The sequence below is a fragment of the Dyadobacter sp. CY326 genome, from assembly GCF_021390515.1.
Taxonomy (GTDB): domain Bacteria; phylum Bacteroidota; class Bacteroidia; order Cytophagales; family Spirosomataceae; genus Dyadobacter.
In genome coordinates this window covers 1-19,527 of the sequence record NZ_JAJUXI010000004.1, presented here as the reverse complement: position 1 = coordinate 19,527, position 19,527 = coordinate 1, and the positions used below count along the sequence as shown (strand labels likewise).

Genomic DNA, 19,527 nt, shown 5'->3' with positions numbered 1-19,527 from the left:
ATGTTGGATATTGCAGGAGCTTTTTTGTGCCTTTTTAAATGTAATCAGAACGCCAGTGAGCGCAGGAACAGTAGCCCGTCAATGGCGATCGCTTTTTTGGATGGCTCAACCTGCCGCCAGATGGAAGCGGCTTTCGCGATAATTTTCACGTCGGGCGTAAATGATTCAATGACAATGTCGCCCTGATAATTAATGTTGTCCAATGCTGCAAATATCCGATCCCAATTGATCTGATCGCCGCCGGGTGTGCCCCTGTCGCTTCCTGAGGCATGCAGCAAACCCAGCTTTGCACCTGCTTTTTTGATAGCAAGTGCCGGATCTTTTTCTTCCAGGTTCATGTGAAACGAATCCAGATGCACCATTAAAGAATCGCTTCCCACCTCAGTGATTAGGTTAAGCACCTGATCGCAAGTGTTGATCAAATCTGTTTCATAGCGATTGAGTGGCTCCAATGCCAATTTGACATTGCGCTCGGTTGCATAATCAGCCAGAATTTTCAGGTTCTTGACGACCATCTTCCATTGCTTCTCCTTCTTCTCCTCAGGAACAAGATTAGCACGACCAACAGCTGAATAAATCGGCCCGGCAACTAATTGGCTTCCCAGAATTGGCGCAATGTCAATTAGGGTCTGAACATATTCGATGGAAGTAATTTGCTCTTTGCGATTTCCCCGCAGGTCGCGACCCGGGCCGGTTGCTGCACATACAGATCTGCATTCTAATTCATTGTCATCCAATGCTTTTCTTACAAATTCAGCATTGATATTTTCAGGCTCCTCAACAGCGATTTCTACAAAATCAAATCCCCACTCCTTGAATTTGGGAAAGAATGAAACGCTTTCATTCGTAAATGGCGACGAGAATAAGTAGGTGTTAATGCCAAATTTCATACTAGCGGCTCTGTGTAAAAACGCGAACTCCTTTTTTGTTTCCCGTAACAATGTCCAACAGCCCATCATTGTTAACATCCTCCACTGTCACATGCAAACCAGCGCCTGAATCGTTGTCAATTTCATGTCTTGTCCAGCTTGGCACTTTCCCAGGCTTGTATTCAAACCAGTAAATCACAGCCGGTTCAAACTCACCCGGATCATTACCATGATGCGCAAAATAGCGTTTTCCTGTAACGAAATCCATGTTTCCATCCCCATTAATGTCGGCCAATGCGACACCGTGCGTCTGTGAAAATGACTTGTCGATATCATGATGCCGCCAGGTTGGATTGCCTTGTTCATCTTTTCCTTGCTCATGCCACCATATGCCGTAATCATGCGCTGAGGCACTCAAAACGTCGCTTAATCCGTCGCCATTGAGATCCATCACATACATTTGGGAGCAATCTTTGCCGAGGTCTGCGGGATGGAATTTCCAATCGGCGTCTTTCGGCTGTTTGGCGGGCCCACCTTCCGGACCTTCCCACCAACCACTTTTTATAACAACGTCTTTTCTGCCGTCTCCATTGATATCACCGTAACCAATGCCATGCGTATACATGTGCGTGGCATTTTTCTCATCATTGCTGATTGTAAATTTCTCCCAAGCCGTTTCGCCCTTTTTCAAAGGGGCACGGAGCCAAATGACTTTTTTCGCGGTCGGGTCATTGCAAAGCAAGTCCAAACGGCCATCGCCGTCAACATCCACCAGCATAGGCGACTCATTTCCAACCGATGCGTGAATCTCGTGTTTGGGCCAGTAACCCGGCTTTCCCTTAGGATTCTCGTGCCAAAACGCAGGTTTTCCAGGCCAGTCAATCCGGATCAGATCAATCCACCCGTCCTGATTAACGTCCATTGCAAAGTCCAGAAACGAGTCGCTATAACTGCCATTGACCACGAATGTGTCCGGTTTGGCCAGTTCATGCGCTTTCCAGCTAGGCGCTTCAAACCAATAGGCGCCTGCAAGAATGTCCTTTTTCCCATCCTTGTTCACATCGCCCATAGCGGCTCCTTCGGAAATGAATCGCTTGGTCAGTTCTTGCTTTTTAAATGAAACTGTTCCTCCTTTTTTTGTTTTTGTCTGCGCTGGGCACGCATAGGAAAGGAGTAAGATCTGGATCAGACACAACCATTTTAATTGTTTTGCAATCGACATCATTGAGCAAGGATTTAGTATCTGTATACTAAAAAGGAAAGGTTGCTGATTTTACTCTTCTATGATCTTACTCCCATGGATAATCTTCATTGCCAGGTTGAAACCTGGCGCAACAATATTGGGCGTGCCGATGGCACTTTTGGCCAGAAGAAATGCCGTCAGGCATGGCCGATATATCAACTCCGGATTTTAATCCGGAGATTACAACAAAACCTTAACTCAACAAGCTGGGGAAATATCGAATAATCTTACCTTATCGCCAGGTTGAAACCTGGCGCAATGATATCAGTCGTGCCGATGGCACTTTTGGCCAGAAGAAATGCCGTCAGGCATGGCCGATATATCAACTCCGGATTTCAATCCGGAGATTACAACTAGCCTCAACTCAACAAGTCTGGGAAATATCGAATAACCCTACCTTATCGCCAGGTTGAAACCTGGCGCAATAATATCAGTCGTGCCGATGGCACTTTTGGCCAGAAGAATGCCGGCAGGCATGGCCCATATGCCAACTCGGATTTTAATCCGGAGATTATAACATAGCCAATGCATAACAAGTCAGGCAAATATCGAATAATCTTACCTTATCACCAGGTTGAAACCTGGCGCCATGACATCAGTCGTGCCGATGGCACTTTTAGCCAGTAGAAATGCCGTCAGGTATGGCCGATATGCCAACTCCGGATTTCATTCCGGAGATTACAACTAACCTCAATTCAACAAGCCAGGGAGATATCGAATAATCCCTCTTCATCGCCAGGTTGAAACCTGGCGCAATGATATTAGTCGTGCCGATGGCACTTTTGGCCAGAAGAAATGCCGTCAGGCATGGCCGATATATCAACTCCGGATTTTAATCCGGAGATTACAACAGCCAATGCAAAACAAGCTAGGGAAATATAGAATAATCCTACCTTATCGCCAGGTTGAAACCTGGCGCAATGATATTAGTCGTGCCGATGACACTTTTGGCCAGAAGAAATGCCGTCAGGCATGGCCGATATATCAACTCCGGATTTTAATCCGGAGATTACAACAGCCAATGCAAAACAAGCTAGGGAAATATAGAATAATCCTACCTTATCGCCAGGTTGAAACCTGGCGCAATGATATCAGTCGTGCCGAAGGCACTTTTGGCCAGAAGAAATGCCGTCAGGCATGGCCGATATATCAACTCCGGATTTTAATCCGGAGATTACAAACATAGCCAAGGCAAAGCAAACCAATCCCTACTCCCGCAGATAATTACCATAACCAACAATCAGCACCGAAAGGATGATGACCGCAATTCCGGATAAGATAGTAATGATCGTTTTGCGGCTGACCGCATTCCATTCTTTTAAGATCAAACCCCAGGAGTTGGCGACGAGAATGATAAATGCCATGTGCAGGATCCAGGAACTGGGTCCGTTTCCCAACTTGCTTTCGCCCATTCCATAAAAGAAAAATTGTAGAAACCAGGTAGTCCCGGCGAGGGCAGAAAATATGTAGTTAGACAAAAGCGGTGTGCTGGAATTGGTATAATCACCGAAAGTTTTGTTGCGCGCATTTAGGATCATGCACCAGATAAAATTCGTGGTTAACCCGCCCAAAAGAATGACCACATAAGTCACATTGTTTTGAAATAAAAACTCCCCTTCGCCCCGATTGGCCGCTTTCCAAATCGCGTTTGCCTGCTCGGCCATGATCTTGCCGGCATCAATGCCAAATGCAAAACAAGCGCTGAGCACACCTGAAACAATGGAAACGGTCAAGCCTAAACCAAGTTTAAACTCAACATTATCACCTTCGATAAAACCGCTTTTTTTTCGTTCATTGTCCTTCATTGAACCGGCTTTCCCGCAAATAACAATCCCGATAAGGCATACAAGCAGCCCAAGCAAAACGGTCTGGCCCCAGGTGTTTGTAAAAAGATCAGAAATCGTGTCTTTGCCTGCTTTCGGATTGAATTGATAGTAAATAGAAGGGATAAGCGCGCCCAAAACCGAACTAAGACCGAGAATAATGGAGCTTCCGAGCGAGACGCCAAGATAGCGCACGCCCAAACCGTAAGTTAACCCACCTATGCCCCATAAAACACCAAAAACGTAAGTTAGGAACAGAATGCCGCCTTCTGTGTTGGCAATGATGTCGGTGTAATTGGGAATGGTCAGGAATGCAGCAAGTGGCGGCACGATGAACCAGGAAAAAAGTCCGCCAACGATCCAGTAAGATTCCCAGGCCCAACCTTTGACGCGCTTGTAAGGAATGTAAAAACTGCCGGAAGCAAAACCGCCAATAAAATGGAAAATTACACCAAGAAGAGCTTGCATGAAATGATGGATTTTATCTTGTAAAGACGGTTAGATTGCGATCTACTCCCTTACTCCACGACCATCACTTTTTTCACAATGCGGCTTTCACCGGTTTTAAATTCAATCAAATAAAGTCCTGCTGGCCAGTTAATCGTGGAGATTTCCGTTTCAATGCTGGCTTTGATTGCCTGATTTTTGAGAAAATATTTACCGCCTGCGGTGACGACATCAAATGAGCCGTTTCTTGATGAAAGGATTTTCAGGTAAGCTGCCGCCGGATTGGGATAAACATTAATAATGGGCCCAGCCGCTGGCTCATTGCCAGTAATGGTCACAGGCAAAATGTTTGTCAGCAACCGCAAACCGCCCGCATTGCTGCCAATGACAACGTCCGGCTTTTTGTCACCATTGTAATCACCCGCCGCAACAGCAAGATAATTCCCGAACGAAGGTGCTGCGGCTTTTCCATTCTGCTCCACAAGCAATGTTTCCCGCGCTGTCCATTTGCCCCAATCCGCATTATGGAAAGCGCGAATGTTGCCCGTATGATCAGCCGTGATCAGATCTGCGCGGCCGTCAAGGTCGAAGTCGGCGACGGCAAGTTGCGGTGAGCGACCTTCAAAACTGATCCCAACTCCTGCAAAAGCATCCGATTCAAGCTTGAATGTGAACTGTTTATTGTTACCAGAATTGGAATAATAGTAAATGTTGCCTTGCGTTTTGCCCACGAGCAAGTCCAAGTCGCCATCCTGGTCCGCGTCGTAAAAATGTGGTGAATCGCCGGTTTGAGATTCAGTCGGCATAGCGATCGTCACTGCCTCGGCAAGATTTAATTGTGCTGCCGCGCCGGGTTGCGCCTTATTAGGAATGTAGCGATATTCCAATTTTAACGTCGTCGTGGATGTGGCTGCAAATCCAAGGTCAATAGTGCCGTCGCCATTAAAATCCGCCCATTGCAGTTTGATGTTATAAACCGAAAAAGCAGAAGCCAGGTTGAGATAATTTTCAGATTCCACCACAAAGTCAGGCGCTGCATTGGTGCCATTATTTTTCAAAAGCCAAAAGCCGCCTTTAAATCCGCTTTCACCCACAATTCCACCTGTTCCAATCAGCATATCCAGATCGCCGTCGCCGTCAATGTCGAAAAATGTGGGTGCGGCATTCTCACCAACATCCAGCATTTGATCTTGCAAGAAATTCTTTTTTGTAAGCTTGAAATCAGGCTTGATCGTCGTTCCGGCATTATGGTAAAGCCATCCGGACGATTTGAAATCAGTAAGATTGCCATCATTGGATGCCACATTGGGTGCGATCAGCAAATCTTTAACACCATCAAAATCCACGTCTTCCATGAATGCTGCGGGAAAAATGTGCAAAAGCACGGGATCAACTGCAGGAAAAGTGTTTGTGTAAGCCGTAAAATTCCCAATCAAACCACTTGCCGAATTGGTTAAAAAAGAAATGTGAGCATTGCTAACGTGACCGACCAACAGATCCTTTTTGCCGTCGCCATTCAAATCCTGCAATAAAATAGAATTCCCCGCATGCATTACGCGACCGCCCGCATTATCCGTTACACCACAATCCAACCCAAACTCAAAACCCTCATTGGTGCCTTTATGAAAATTGCCCCAGCAATCGCCATTGCGCTGAAAAACGGGATTTTTAGAATTGCCCAGACTGTCTGGCACACCGAAATTCTCCATGCTCAGGTTTTGATGCAGCTCAATATAATTTCCCGAAAAATCAAACAGAAGCAGGTCCAGATCTCCGTCATCATCCACATCAACGATTCCTGGAATGTCCGTTCCAGAAACCTGCAAATTGATATTTCCTGAAAAACCTTTGGTATAAATCACTTCCTGCATCAACTTCCACGACCAGGATTGCCCTGCTTTAAGCTGCCTGTAAACGCTGATTCCCAATGAAGTGCTTGTAAAAAGGTCTTTATTTCCGTCATCGTCATAATCGGCGAGGATCATCCAGTTGTCTGCTTTGGGAAAACGTGATTCATAATAAGGCGCATGAATGAAGATTTTCTTGCCTGAATTCTGCGGATCGGGTCCGGCCAGGAATGTGGTAATTTTGCTATTGGTTCTATCGTAAACCACCAAATCTTCGTCTGCATCATTGTTCAGGTGCATTTTGAGAAACTGGGATGCATTGAGCCCGCCTGCCCACGGATTCGTCAGTTTCGCTCCTTTAGAAGTTACCTTCGTTAATGTGTCAATTTTAAACCAAGCCGTTTGAGAAAATGCTTTTGAAAAAGTGATTATGGAACAGATCAGCAGAAAAAAGGAGGTAAATTTCGTTCGCATCGTTGAGGAATAATCTATTAGTTTTGCAGGTTACCAACAGCGCCGCGCGCGGGCGCTGCAAGGCTTATCATCTGGCTTTTAAACCTAACGAAATAAGCGCTTATAACTTTATAACGACTGCACTTTTCATGTATACTTCAAACGAAACGCTTTATAACCACTTCCAGAACGGAGCAGCCATCTCAACTGACACACGAAAAATTAGTCCGGGCTGTCTGTTTTTCGCATTGAAAGGAGACAATTTTGATGGGAACCAATATGCGGCAGAAGCTTTGTCAAAAGGCGCTGCCTTCGCCGTCGTGGACGATGCGGAAGTGGTTGCGAATGAGCGCTTTTTATTGGTTGAAAATGTGCTGGAAGCATTGCAGGATTTGGCCAGACATCACCGCAAGACATTCACGTTCCCCGTTATCGCATTAACCGGTTCTAATGGCAAAACGACTACAAAAGAGCTGATTGCAAAGGTGTTATCCATGAAATACAACACTTATGCGACCAAAGGAAACCTGAATAACCACATTGGCGTGCCGCTAACGATCTTGTCCATTGACCCGACAAAACATGAAATGGCGGTTGTCGAAATGGGCGCGAATCACCAGCAGGAAATTGCGCTTTTATGCACAATTGCAATGCCTACGCACGGCTTGATCACGAACATTGGCAAGGCTCATTTGGAAGGTTTCGGCGGAATCGAAGGCATTATCAAAGGGAAAGGAGAGCTTCTGGATTTCCTCTCCAAAAAGAAGGGGACGGTTTTTGTGAACAGCAGGCACGATGTGATCATGGATATGGTCAGCAAGCGACGCGCTTTTGGGGAAATTGTTTTTTACGGATCTGAAAACAGTCCGGTAAACCCGACCTTAGTACAGGAAAGTCCCTTTGTAATTTACCAAAACAATGGAAAAACGGTCGCTACGCAGCTGCCGGGCGGTTATAACTTCGACAACATGTGCGCTGCGCTGGCCATTGCAAAATATTTCGACATCGCAGACGAAGATGCCAACGAAGCGGTGGCAACTTACAAGCCAGATAACAACCGTTCACAAATCGTCAAAAAAGGAAGCAATACGGTGATTATGGATGCCTATAACGCCAATCCGTCCTCCATGTCGGCTGCTATAGCCAACTTTGCTACAATTGACGCGCCAAAAAAGATGGTAATCCTGGGCGATATGTTTGAGCTGGGCGAGGCGGCGGCTGAGGAGCATTTGCTGCTCGGACAGCAAATTGCTGAACAAAAGTTTGACATTGTTATTTTGGCCGGCAGCTTGATGCAGCACGCATTGCCGGCACTTCCCAAAGCATATTACTTCCCCGACAAGTTTTCTCTTCACAACTGGGTTATGGACAACCCGCAAGAAAATACATACATTTTAATTAAGGGCTCACGCGGAATGGCGCTCGAAACCGTGTTGAACTTGATGCCTGGATGAGGTTTAGAATTTAAGTAATTATTACTATAATTATATTGGTCAAATCTATGGCATTATTAACAAAATCGATAAATAAGCACTCCTTATAAATAAAATCAAATTCATTTGATTTGATCAACACTTTCCATAGATAGTACCAGGTGAAAAATTGTCTCGGCGAGGTTGTGATTGTAGTTTTGTGACACAAAAAAGTACAAATTACTAACCAACGAACAATCATGTCAAATAGAATCCTTTCTGTGGGATCAACATTCCCTCAGTTCAAAAAAACATCCGTAGTTTCTCTTGAAAAAGGAAACGAATTCTACGATATTACCTCAGAGGATCACAAGAATGCTGAGAAATGGATGGTAATGTTCTGGTGGCCAAAGGATTTCACATTCGTTTGTCCTACTGAAATTGCTGAATTTGGAAAGCACGTTGAAGACTTCGCTGACCGCGACACGATGCTGATCGGTGCGTCTACGGACAGCGAGTTTGTTCACCTTGCTTGGAGAAAAAACCACGACGATCTTCGCGACTTGCAATTCCCAATGCTTGCTGACACATCGAAGTCACTTGCCGAAGAACTTGGGATTCTTGAAGCAAACGAAAAAATCGCTTACCGCGTAACTTACATTGTTGACCCACAAGGAATTATTCGTTGGGTTAGTGTAAATGACCTTTCTGTTGGACGGAATGTTGATGAAGTGATCCGTGTTTTGGATGCTTTGCAAACGGACGAACTTTGCCCTTGCAACTGGGTTAAAGGAGAAGCTACACTTGCTTAATCTGATCTGAAAATGTATCCATTTGCAGCAACCGGGAACACAAAAGATTCCCTATATAAGGAAGTAAACTTGCCTGCGGAATTTGAAAGTGTGCTGATTAACAAATTGGCGGCACTTGATCACCGTTACCTCAAAGATTTGAAAATCAACATTGGTAACGTGCTGAAATCGCAGACATTGAATCGCAAAGAGGCGCTTTTAATTGCGCTTTCGGTGGCGATTAATGAGAAAAATTCAGCGCTTATCACTGCGCTTGAAGAACTGGCAGCCAATGAAGGCGCCGATGAAAAGGAGATTGCGGAAGTTACAGCTTGCGTTTCCTTAATGAATGCCAATAACGTGTTCTATCGCTTCAGGCACTTCATGCACAAGGAATTTTATGACAATGCTCCTGCCGGAATCAAAATGAGCATTATGGTGAATCCTGTTTTGGGAAAAGAGTTTTTTGAATTGCTGAGCCTAGTAGTTTCAGCATTGAATGGTTGCGAAATGTGCGTCACTTCACACGAGCAGTCTGTGCTGAACCACGGTGGAACCCCGGCGCGGATATTCGACGCGGTAAGGGTTGGCGCGATTTTCAAAAGCTTCACTGTTTTGGTATAAAATAAAACTTGCCAGGCCGGGGCATCGCCTCACGATCTGGCAAGTTTGAACTACCTACTCTTTACTCCGTATTTTCTCCGACTTTCCAGATTAGACCCTGGAAAGTCTTATTTATTCTGTATAACTGATGAAAGCAATGTTGTTGCCCCACATCGTCGATGGCTCGAAATCGATTATTATTTCGTCTTCATACGCATCTTCCGAAAAGTGCTTTCTCAGTTTCAAAGGCCCCTCTCCTGCTTCGCCTTTATAGTAAGCAGTCATTTTATAACGCCCCAGCGGAATGTCAACCAGCTTGCCATAATCATTGGTAAAAGGTTGCCCATGCTTCATTTTGAGCGTTTTCCCTTTTGATCCATCAATCAGATTTCCGACAGGAACGAGTGTAAACTCAATGTTTTCGGAATCGTAAATGCCGCTCAGAATGGCTTTATTAACCTCAATTGTAACGCCATAGTAACCCTGTGCTTCAACCGGACGCTTGCCCGTCAATTTCCATTGGAAGTTCCTGACCGCGCCGTCAATGCTGAATGCTTCGTACACATCCGGATGCAGGTCGAACTCGTATTCTTTGCCATTATACTGCTTGGTAATGTGCGCCGAGGCCATGAATGTCCCGACTTTTGGCAACTGGATTTTGTAATTGCCCTTCTCGTCTGAATTCCCGAGCGAATACGAAGCATGGATCATCGTGTTGTCAATCACAATCTTCACACCGGCGAGCGGTGAGCCGTCCGTGTTGGTAACTTTTCCTGTGGCATATCCGTCGACAGCAGCCGTTTCGTCTGGCTCCGGCCCGTCTGTTTCCGTGCAGGCAAGCGCGATGAACAGGATAAAAATTGATTGAAGCAATAATGATAAGCCTTTCATTGCTTTGTGATTTTTTGCAATTCGGTGGTCGTTATATCCTTGCCGGAAGCTTCGATCGTCTTCACAATGCCGACGCCCGGAGCTGTCCACAGCTCGACGGTGTAAACCACCTCGCTTACTTCGTCAGGAATGTCTTTGCCAGTCAGTTTTGTGTATAGTTCGTAATCGTACACCCATTTGCTGCAATTGAATGTTCCTGCTGGCGTGGTGATTTTTTCCTGCTTTGTCACTTCTCCGTCGTGGTAAGTCACCTTACATTCCAGATTCGCTTCAATGTTGTCATCTTCTCCTATCGGGATCAGCAGGCCCAACTTCATGCGAACCGGCTCTTTGCTGAATGTAAGTTTGCTGTCGACTGTGCCTTTATGTTCAAAAATCTGCCGCTGCGGAAACCCGGTCAGGCTGTAATCTTCAATTACCGCAAATGTGCGGACATAAGTTGTGATTGAATTCAGGCCTTCTGGATAAGACAATTCATAAGTTGTCAGGCCGTCTTTAACGAATGCCCGGTTGTTGGTTTTTACCTTGTCGTCACCTTCCTGAATCAGGTTTTCAATGTTGTAAACGGCGATGCCTGAGGAATCTTTTACATTGATCACCTTCATTTCGGAACTGCTTTCAGATCCTTCGCTGTCAGTGATCTTATAGCTGTAAAGCTGATCTTTTTCCGGCAGTAGACCTTTGTCTTCGTTGGCAGGTTTTCCACCGTCCGGTTTTGGATTGTCATCATCTTTGCAGGAGGCAAATGAAACGGCTGCAATGGCCAGCGCGAACAATGTTTGCCGAGTGTGGCGGGCAAAAATAGCGTAAGATTGATTTTTATTTAACATGGCTTTTGTATTGGATTAAACTAAAACGGAACTTGATATACGTTTGATTTTACATAGGAAATGCTGTCAGCGAACTTTCAAAACCAGATGAATCATCAGCAGCAGAAATCCTGAAATTGAGAGGTAACCGCGCAGGAAAATGAATGTAAGCCACTCGTTTCTCGCATTCTGATAACCGGTTTCTGTGTTGAGCAAATCACTGTTAATTAGCTCGTTAACCGGCTCGCTGAATTTCAAAATCAGCACCATGTCAGCGACCAGCAGCAGGAAGGCGACCAGCACGGGAGCGTAAGCCAGAAAGCCGTTCGTCTTGTCTGTCAAAACCACCCAAAGGAACATGATGGCTAATGCAGAAAAATAAAGGACTTTAAACCTGCCGCGAACAATTGGATCAACTGCTTTGCGCAATTCAATAAAATCATCTGATGGAATGTTGTACAATGCTTTTCCGAAACCGAAATGGTAAAATGCGCCTTGGGCTGCAATGAAAAAGTATAGCAAAATCCCAGTGATCCGGACGAGGGAAATAATGTCAATTGATTTCATAAAGCTTGGTTCTTGGGTTTGCAGTCGAGTCTTTGGCAAGCTCAGCCACGAGCTTTTTGTTCAAATATTTTTTAACCGAAAGTCGCTTAATGTCCAGATTGTCAGACTCTGAAATGGAGGAAACGAGCTGATTGCTGTTTGCGTAATAATGCACGATCGTGCCTTTTTTGCCGGGTTCGTTCTGTGTGACCCAAAAGCCGGTTTCGGGAAATGGCTGGCGCGAGGAGCGCTTATCCCCTTGCATGTCATATGGTATGCTTGCGGCCAAAATCATGGCCGCGAGCACTAAACTATTCATCTTCATCATTTATTTTTTATGGCTAATTTTCAAAGGGATGGGGTTCGCCGTTATTCTTTAAGCAGCTTGCCCTCGGCATTGTCTGTGAATGTGTTCACTGTTTCAATGTCCTCATTCACACTTGCTTGATAGTTGACAAAAATCCCGTATCCGCCGCTGCCTGAAATTTTGGAATTTTTGATCTGCATTCTGGCCTGACTTCCGTAAACCGCGATGTTCACCTTTTTGCCGGAAACCAATGCCGTGCTTCCGCCGCCTGATATTTCGACGTGTTCGAGAACGTTCATTGCGCTGGTGGTGTAGCATATCAAACCGCGCCAATAAGCCGGTTTGTTTTCAGCACCGCGGATCACGATTTTGGATGCTTGTGTCCCGATTGCATTGATATAGCCTTCGTCAATTGACAGTCTTGCGCCGGCAGACATTTCAATGATTACACCCGGACTGATTTTCCAGTTTGCATCCACGGTCAGGCTTTCCAGCACGCGGTAAGGTGTTTTGTCTTTGAATCCTTGCCAAACCACTTCCGTGGTTACGTTTTTAGAAAGCTGGGAAGCGAAGATTTCCACCACATTGCGTCCGTTTCCATTGGCAAAAGACGAATTCGCATCCAGTTTGGCTACATTATCAGCATCAAGCAAAATTCCCGCTTCCGTGTTGTCTTTGAATGTATTTTTTGCGAAAGATGACAGCATAACGCCTTTTTCAATCCACAAACCATAACCATCGTTTTTCTCAAAAAGGCAATTTTTGATTGACAATTCTGCCTTCGATGATCCTGTAATGGCCATTCCGGCTTTTTTTCCGCTAAACAGTGCTTTGCTTCCTGCGTGCAGCACTTGCACATATTCCAGTGCATTGGCGCTGCTGGACGAGCGAAAAACCACGCCGGCCCAGAATCCTTTCGTTGGTTCCTTTCCTATCAGGCGAATGAGTTTTGCAGAATCACCTTTTGCAAGCAAAATTCCACCATTGTCATTGACTTCCAGCCTGGCATCTCTTGCAAAAGCAATGACCACGCCTGGTTTTAATGTAAGCTCGGCATTCACTGTAACACTGGCATTGGCAATGTAATCGGGCAAGTCAGGATTGGCAATGCGGTCTTCCAATGTGGTTTTGGCGCCAATGTTGGCGTCCAGAACGATGGGCTGAATTACCGGAATTTCGTCTGGCTTTACTTCCTCATCCTCCTTGCAGCTTGTAACGAAAAGGGCAAGTGAGAAGAGGGCAAGCAGAATTCTTTTACTTTTTAACATGGCTATTTTTAATTAACTGGACACTGAATTTCGCCACCTGCTAAATGGCGGTGCAATTGTAATCCGAAATAGCGACGTGAGAAATTACTGTCGATTAACAGCAGCTTTTATCGACGAAAGGCGTCAGGAGACATTATTTTCGAGCGTTAAATCAAAACGTCAGCTTGAAGCGTCGCTGACAGTCGTTGCGGAAGTTGCGGCCAATCGGAAGTTCTTTGCCTGCAATTTCAATTTTGTGTACATGATAACTTTCCACTTTGTCCACCGACACAATGAACGACCGGTGCACGCGGATGAAGCTATCTTCGGGCAGAAGCTCTTCCAGCAAGCTTATTTTTTGTTTCGAGATCAAAGCTTTGTCTTTCAAGACAACCTTAATATAATCGCGCAGACTTTCGATCCAGAAAATGTCATTCACATTGACCTTCACCATTTTCCGGTCTACTTTGAGATAAAGAAAAACATCTTGGTTGCTCACAGGAGCCTTTTGCGCAATGGAGACGGTTTGATTTGTTACATTAAGGCCCGTAAAAACTTTGTCCATCGCCCTCAAAAAGCGCTCGAATGGAATTGGTTTTAGCAAATAATCTACTGCATTCAAGTCAAACCCTTCGACTGCATAATCCTGATAAGCCGTTGTAAAAACGACTTTCGGAGGTGTTTTCAGACTTCTGAGCAAATCTGTCCCTTTCAAACCGGGCATTTTCACATCCAGAAACATGAGATCGACTTTTTGCTGCTGCAAAACCTGAAAAGCCTGAATTGCATCCTGGCAGCGCGCAATGATCTCGATTTCACTAAAATTACGGAGATAATTGTCCAGCACTTCAATGGCATGCGGTTCGTCATCGACCAGGATCGCTTTTATTTTCATGCGGCTATTTCAATTTTTTTATCCAATTCCAATTCCAGGATTACGGCAAACATTTCGTCTTCTTCCAGGATTTTCAACTGGTGCGCCGAGGGATACAATATTTCCAACCGCTTCCTGACATTGGCCAGACCAATACTAACGTGATGACTTTTAGGGTCTTTCAATGCATCTTGCTCGGGCCTGCTGTTTGATATTTTGAATTTGAGATATTTGTTTTTTATCCGAAGATCAATGTTAATCCACGCTTGTCCGACCTGTTCACTTGCACCGTGCTTAAAGGCATTTTCGACTAATGGAAGGATGAGCAGCGGGGCGATTTTGAATTCAGGGGAAAGGCCATTGATACTAAAATTAATGTCGAGACGCGCTCCGTAACGGATTTTTTCCAGCTCAATGTAACTCTCCACAATTTTGATATCGCGTTCAAGACCAACGACATCTGTGTTGGCTTCGTAAAGCATATAACGCAATATTTCCGACAAACCCATCACGACAGAGGGCGACTGCGGCGATTGATTCAATGTCAATGCATAAAGATTATTGAGTGTATTAAACAGGAAATGCGGGTGGAGCTGCCCTTTCAGAAAATTGAGCTCAGCCTCCATAGCAGCCTGCCTTCTTTCGAACCACATTTTAAAAAATTTAACCGATAAGGCTATCCAAACAAAAATATTGGTCTGCTCAAAGGCGCTGATCAGGTAAACGGGCTTTGTCAGCTGGTCCCAAAAACTTCCGTCCATTTTCTTCCAGACAAAAGTCGGATCTGTCTTTTTTACTGCGTTATAAATGATCGGATCGGCAATAAATATTTCCACCAATCTGAAAGCCAGCGTCGAGAGCACAACTGCGGCAAAGAGCAGGGTGAAAAATTCGATGCGGGTTTTTTTATGGAAAAATTTAGGGATAATTATGTATCCGATCGAATAAAAATAAGCAATGTGTATAGGCAAAAACAAGGCAACAACCCCAATCGCAATCCAATAATCGGGCATTCCGGCTCCGTAGATCACAGTTAGGATGATCAGGACGGCGGTCCAAAATGCGGCATGCTGTAAAATCCTTAACCGGGCCTGTTGATCGGGGTAAACGTTTGGGCGCATAAGCAAATATAGCCAAATCGGCGCCGAATTTCAGAGCATAAGAGCTTTGTCGACAAAGACCTCCCTGGTGTCGACGAACAGCATGCTAACCAACTTTCATGGATCATTAAGACAAAATATCTGCCAGGGCAGCCAATATTCATGCGGCTAACTGACAAAGTCCCAATTCGTTGCGCCAATCAGATAAAACATCCAAATTGAAGCACAAAATCACAATTTGTATCTATTTTTCTTCCCCTTCGTGGTTTTTCTACTTAGTTTTGTGTTAAAATAAAGATAATAACTAAACTGTAAAATAATGGCGACGTCAACAGTAACGTACATTCCTTACAAGGTAAAAGACATTAATTTGGCCGAATGGGGCCGTAAAGAAATTACGCTTGCAGAAGCTGAAATGCCAGGTTTAATGGCAATTCGCGCTGAATACGGTCCATCACAGCCTCTTGCGGGTGCACGTGTTGCCGGTTGCTTGCACATGACGATCCAGACTGCGGTTTTGATCGAAACGCTTACAGCATTAGGTGCTGAGGTTACTTGGTCTTCATGTAACATTTTCTCAACGCAAGACCACGCAGCAGCGGCAATCGCAGCGGCGGGCATTCCGGTTTACGCTTGGAAAGGCATGAACGAAGAGGAATTCAACTGGTGTATTGAACAAACATTGTTCTTCGGTGAAGACCGTAAGCCATTGAACATGATCCTTGATGACGGCGGTGACCTTACTAATATGGTTTTTGACGAATATCCTGAGCTGATTGAAGGCATCAAAGGACTTTCGGAAGAAACGACAACAGGTGTGCTTCGTTTGTATGACCGTTTGAAAAACGGAACGCTTCATTTGCCTGCAATCAATGTAAATGATTCGGTTACGAAATCGAAATTTGATAACAAATATGGCTGCCGCGAATCACTTGTGGATTCGATCCGCCGCGCGACTGACTTAATGCTTGCTGGTAAAGTAGCTGTTGTGGCTGGTTACGGTGATGTAGGTAAAGGTTCAGCAGAATCGCTTCGTGGCGCAGGATGCCGTGTATTGGTTACTGAAATTGATCCAATTTGTGCGCTTCAAGCTGCTATGGACGGTTTTGAAGTTGTAACAATGGACGAAGCTGCAACGCGTGCGAACATTTTTGTAACCGCAACAGGAAACTACAAAATCATCACAGATCGTCACTTCCTGGCAATGCGTGACAAAGCGGTTGTTTGTAACATCGGTCACTTCGATAACGAAATCGACATGGCTTGGTTGAACTCAACATACGGCGATTCAAAAGTGCAGATCAAACCACAGGTTGACATTTATTCAGTTGCCGGCAAAGACGTTATCGTTCTTGCAGAAGGCCGTTTGGTAAACCTTGGATGCGCAATGGGCCACCCATCATTCGTAATGTCATGCTCGTTCTCTAACCAGACGCTTGCACAGATCGAACTTTGGACAAACACTGCGGCATACGATAAAAAAGTATACGTGCTTCCAAAAGCATTGGACGAAAAAGTAGCAGCATTCCACCTAGCCCACGTAGGCGCAAAATTGGAAACGCTGTCAGACGAGCAAGCGGCTTACATCGGTGTTTCTACTGAGGGGCCATTTAAGTCAGAGACTTATCGTTATTGATTTTGGGTTGATAATTATTGCGTCCCGGTTCTGAGAACCGGGACGCTTTTTTTGCCGCTCAGGATAGACTTCCCAAGTTTCGGAAACTTGGAAAGTCTTTTTTGTGATTGTAATCGAGCAGTACCTATTTGTTCAAAAACTCCGAAATATCATCAGTCCATTCCTGCTTATATTTGAGCAAATAGTTTTCGTGACCCGCTAATTTGTAAGTCCTGAGTGTTTTTTCTCCTTTCAAATTTTTATAGATATCATTAATCTCTTGTTGACTAACATTTCTATCCTGCTCTCCATATAGTAGCAGTGTTGGACACATCACTTTTGTTGCATATGTAAGAGGATTATGCTTTAACGCCCAAAATCCATTTTGCACACCCCCCCAAAACACTAGAAGTCCTGCCATTGGAAAGGTTGGAAGATTCATGCTTTTAAATCTAGCACAAGTTGTTTGATACATTGAACCAAAAGGACATTCAAGAATAATCCCTCTTGGTTCTATATTGTAGTCGCTTAATGCTTTTAAAATCGCCACCGCACCCATCGAAGTTCCAAATAAGTATATACTTTTCTCTCCCCGTTTTAACACATAGTCATATGCAGTCTTAACCTCTTCTGCTTCGGTAAATCCCAGTGTAGTTTGATTTCCTTCTGAACCTCCACTTCCCATAAAATCAACTAGGAAAGTGTTGAATCCCAGTTTTGCAAATTCTTCAGACCTATCAAGCATAGAAGACTTTTCTCCTGCATATCCATGAAAAATAATAACTGTACCCCTGGAGCTACTCTTTTCTGTCGAGCTGTTTCTGTGCACATACCAACATTCAATTTCTTTGTTGCTCCGAAGTTTTAGGCTTTCAAAAGGCATTCTTGGTTGTGACGTATTAGACGGTCTTGGATTGTCGACACCAAAAAATAGCACTCTGAGTTTGTCAAACGGCGACAATTTTTCGGGAATCTCGGTTTTTATAAGGTAATTATCTTGAAAATGGGTGAACTTATAAGCATGAAAATATGCGACAATATTCATAAGGACGAACATACCCAACGATATCCACAGAATCCATTTGTATACCTTCTGTCTTTTTTTTAAATCCACGTTTTTGATTGCCAGCTGATGAGTAATAATCTTGATGGTATGATATTGGGAAGTTGGAGTGCTAGCAGTCCTAATATGAAGGAAAATCTGTGGTTACGACTCGAGCTATCGTAGTTTGCAATATTTGCCATTGATTGCGTGCTGGGAAACATACTTCAAAGGTACGTCGCCTGTTATAAGACAATGATTTAAAAAATCCTTTGTGAGTAGGCTATCCCAACCAGCACAACCAGCTGCCAAACCATATCGCGGATCGCAATACCCTCTTTCGTACCCCAGCCGGTCTTTATGTTTGTGTAAATCCCATGCTTTATTGATAAGTAATTCTATCTGTTCATTATGTGGTAACATTCTGTCGTAACCAAGAGGGTTTAAGCATCCGCGAACCGTTGAAAGTCCGCCGAATTCCAAAAGCTCCAAAACTGGTAAAGCATCATTAATACATTTCCTTCGCAGCCTAACGTATGTTTGTGCAGCTGCAGAAGTTATCATGCAATAAGGATTATTTTCTATTATAATTTGTTCGATTACTCGTAAAGCGTCTTTATGTTCGACTATTCCTATCGCCAAATCATTGCTACCTGCGTCTCCCAAGTCCTCCTATCGTTTCGCTCCTTTAAGTATGCTTTGTACAAGTCCGTTGCCACATCAGTCCGTTTTGAGATACCTATTTCTTTAGCGGCGCGTCTTCGATCAATGGATTTCGTTGATTGAAGTTTTACAAATATTTCTTGTGTAGTCATTAAATATGGTAAGTTATATGTGCCGTTGGTTCATAATAATTTAATCTGAATATTCCAAGTTTAATGTTGCGAACACATCCCCCGCTAGAATGTTCTGTTATAACAATCATTCGTAAAGCTGCATAAATCATAATCTCTATATTAGCCCAAAATTTAAATAATCACAATTTTGATTTAGAAACGAATTTGTTGAGCCTCTGGCTAGTTAGAATTATCCAAAGGAAATTTTTAAGACTGTATAATTTTTATCAAGCTCACTGTCCTGTCTGTAAAAACCCTTTCTTGTTGGTTGAGATAACCCTTTAAAACGAAATCGACATGGCTTGGTTGAACTCAACTTACGGCGATTCAAAAGTGCAGATCAAACCACAGGTTGACATTTATTCAGTTGCCGGCAAAGACGTTATCGTTCTTGCAGAAGGCCGTTTGGTAAACTTTGGATGCGCAATGGGCCACCCATCATTCGTAATGTCATGCTCGTTCTCTAACCAGACGCTTGCACAGATTGAACTTTGGACAAACACTGCTGCATACGATAAGAAAGTATATGTGCTTCCAAAAGCATTGGACGAAAAAGTAGCAGCCTTCCACCTAGCCCACGTAGGCGCGAAGTTGGAAACGCTGTCGGCCGAGCAAGCAGCTTACATTGGTGTTAGCACTGAGGGGCCGTTTAAGTCGGAGACTTATCGTTATTGATTTTTTGTCCCGTCCTGAAATAGCGATACACAAACTGTATAGCTATGCGAGAGAATCTAGAAACTAAGTATGTTAAGCGGACACAAAAAGACTACTC

The 19,527-nt window shown here is 44.3% G+C and carries 17 protein-coding genes and 1 pseudogene; 5 read left to right on the top strand and 13 right to left on the bottom strand.

Annotation, left to right across the window (positions count from 1 at the left end; genetic code table 11):
* Nucleotides 1-44 precede the first annotated feature (44 nt).
* The 4 genes from LZG73_RS08460 to LZG73_RS08445 all read right to left on the bottom strand — a co-directional run bounded on the left by LZG73_RS08460 (nt 45) and on the right by LZG73_RS08445 (nt 6,703).
* Nucleotides 45-890 (bottom strand): sugar phosphate isomerase/epimerase, encoded by an 846-nt coding sequence (locus LZG73_RS08460; RefSeq protein ID WP_233847613.1) that lies wholly within the window; start codon nt 888-890, stop codon nt 45-47.
* Between the two features lies 1 nt (nt 891).
* Complete coding sequence (locus LZG73_RS08455; protein ID WP_233847610.1) at nt 892-2,094, bottom strand: VCBS repeat-containing protein; 1,203 nt, start codon at nt 2,092-2,094, stop codon at nt 892-894.
* A 1,226-nt stretch (nt 2,095-3,320) separates the two neighbouring features.
* The gene (gene rhaT, locus LZG73_RS08450; RefSeq protein ID WP_233847607.1) at nt 3,321-4,403 is read right to left on the bottom strand and encodes an L-rhamnose/proton symporter RhaT; all 1,083 of its coding nucleotides are present in this window, start codon (nt 4,401-4,403) and stop codon (nt 3,321-3,323) included.
* Between the two features lie 50 nt (nt 4,404-4,453).
* Nucleotides 4,454-6,703 (bottom strand): T9SS type A sorting domain-containing protein, encoded by a 2,250-nt coding sequence (locus LZG73_RS08445; protein WP_233847606.1) that lies wholly within the window; start codon nt 6,701-6,703, stop codon nt 4,454-4,456.
* A gap of 128 nt (nt 6,704-6,831) precedes the next feature.
* Here LZG73_RS08445 and murF point away from each other — a divergent pair, with 128 nt between their 5' ends.
* The 3 genes from murF to LZG73_RS08430 all read left to right on the top strand — a co-directional run bounded on the left by murF (nt 6,832) and on the right by LZG73_RS08430 (nt 9,509).
* Nucleotides 6,832-8,136: a UDP-N-acetylmuramoyl-tripeptide--D-alanyl-D-alanine ligase gene (murF, locus tag LZG73_RS08440; RefSeq protein WP_233847604.1), complete on the top strand. Its 1,305-nt coding sequence runs from the start codon at nt 6,832-6,834 to the stop codon at nt 8,134-8,136.
* A gap of 218 nt (nt 8,137-8,354) precedes the next feature.
* Nucleotides 8,355-8,906, top strand: a complete 552-nt coding sequence (locus tag LZG73_RS08435; RefSeq protein ID WP_233847599.1) for a peroxiredoxin — start codon at nt 8,355-8,357, stop codon at nt 8,904-8,906.
* 12 nt (nt 8,907-8,918) lie between these two features.
* Nucleotides 8,919-9,509, top strand: coding sequence for a carboxymuconolactone decarboxylase family protein (locus LZG73_RS08430; RefSeq protein WP_233847596.1), 591 nt, complete (start codon nt 8,919-8,921; stop codon nt 9,507-9,509).
* Nucleotides 9,510-9,620: 111 nt separating this feature from the next.
* On the opposite strand, the gene LZG73_RS08425 is transcribed toward LZG73_RS08430, so the two are convergent.
* The 7 genes from LZG73_RS08425 to LZG73_RS08395 form a co-directional block, all read right to left on the bottom strand.
* Nucleotides 9,621-10,379 carry a carboxypeptidase-like regulatory domain-containing protein gene (locus tag LZG73_RS08425; protein ID WP_233847594.1) on the bottom strand — a complete coding sequence of 253 codons (759 nt, stop codon included), beginning with the start codon at nt 10,377-10,379 and terminating at the stop codon, nt 9,621-9,623.
* Nucleotides 10,376-11,209 (bottom strand): hypothetical protein, encoded by an 834-nt coding sequence (locus LZG73_RS08420; RefSeq protein WP_233847592.1) that lies wholly within the window; start codon nt 11,207-11,209, stop codon nt 10,376-10,378. Before LZG73_RS08420 ends, LZG73_RS08425 begins: the two co-directional genes overlap by 4 nt.
* A gap of 66 nt (nt 11,210-11,275) precedes the next feature.
* Nucleotides 11,276-11,755: a hypothetical protein gene (locus LZG73_RS08415; RefSeq protein WP_233847590.1), complete on the bottom strand. Its 480-nt coding sequence runs from the start codon at nt 11,753-11,755 to the stop codon at nt 11,276-11,278.
* The gene (locus LZG73_RS08410; protein ID WP_233847589.1) at nt 11,742-12,053 is read right to left on the bottom strand and encodes a hypothetical protein; all 312 of its coding nucleotides are present in this window, start codon (nt 12,051-12,053) and stop codon (nt 11,742-11,744) included. Before LZG73_RS08410 ends, LZG73_RS08415 begins: the two co-directional genes overlap by 14 nt.
* Nucleotides 12,054-12,103: 50 nt before the next feature.
* Nucleotides 12,104-13,309 (bottom strand): right-handed parallel beta-helix repeat-containing protein, encoded by a 1,206-nt coding sequence (locus LZG73_RS08405; RefSeq protein WP_233847583.1) that lies wholly within the window; start codon nt 13,307-13,309, stop codon nt 12,104-12,106.
* Nucleotides 13,310-13,460: 151 nt separating this feature from the next.
* Entirely contained in the window at nt 13,461-14,183 is a 723-nt protein-coding gene (locus tag LZG73_RS08400) for a LytTR family DNA-binding domain-containing protein (protein ID WP_233847581.1), read from the bottom strand.
* Complete coding sequence (locus LZG73_RS08395; RefSeq protein ID WP_233847573.1) at nt 14,180-15,283, bottom strand: sensor histidine kinase; 1,104 nt, start codon at nt 15,281-15,283, stop codon at nt 14,180-14,182. Before LZG73_RS08395 ends, LZG73_RS08400 begins: the two co-directional genes overlap by 4 nt.
* A gap of 298 nt (nt 15,284-15,581) precedes the next feature.
* Between LZG73_RS08395 and ahcY the strand changes: the two genes are divergently transcribed.
* The gene (gene ahcY / locus LZG73_RS08390) at nt 15,582-16,898 is read left to right on the top strand and encodes an adenosylhomocysteinase (protein WP_233847570.1); all 1,317 of its coding nucleotides are present in this window, start codon (nt 15,582-15,584) and stop codon (nt 16,896-16,898) included.
* A gap of 124 nt (nt 16,899-17,022) precedes the next feature.
* On the opposite strand, the gene LZG73_RS08385 is transcribed toward ahcY, so the two are convergent.
* A complete protein-coding gene (locus tag LZG73_RS08385; protein WP_233847568.1) occupies nt 17,023-17,922 on the bottom strand; it encodes an alpha/beta hydrolase in 900 nt (299 codons plus the stop codon).
* Nucleotides 17,923-18,096: 174 nt separating this feature from the next.
* Nucleotides 18,097-18,585, bottom strand: a complete 489-nt coding sequence (locus LZG73_RS08380) for a hypothetical protein (protein WP_233847566.1) — start codon at nt 18,583-18,585, stop codon at nt 18,097-18,099.
* Nucleotides 18,586-19,040: 455 nt separating this feature from the next.
* Here LZG73_RS08380 and LZG73_RS08375 point away from each other — a divergent pair.
* Nucleotides 19,041-19,430: pseudogene (locus tag LZG73_RS08375) on the top strand (adenosylhomocysteinase); the annotation flags it as partial.
* Between the last annotated feature and the right edge of the window lie 97 nt (nt 19,431-19,527).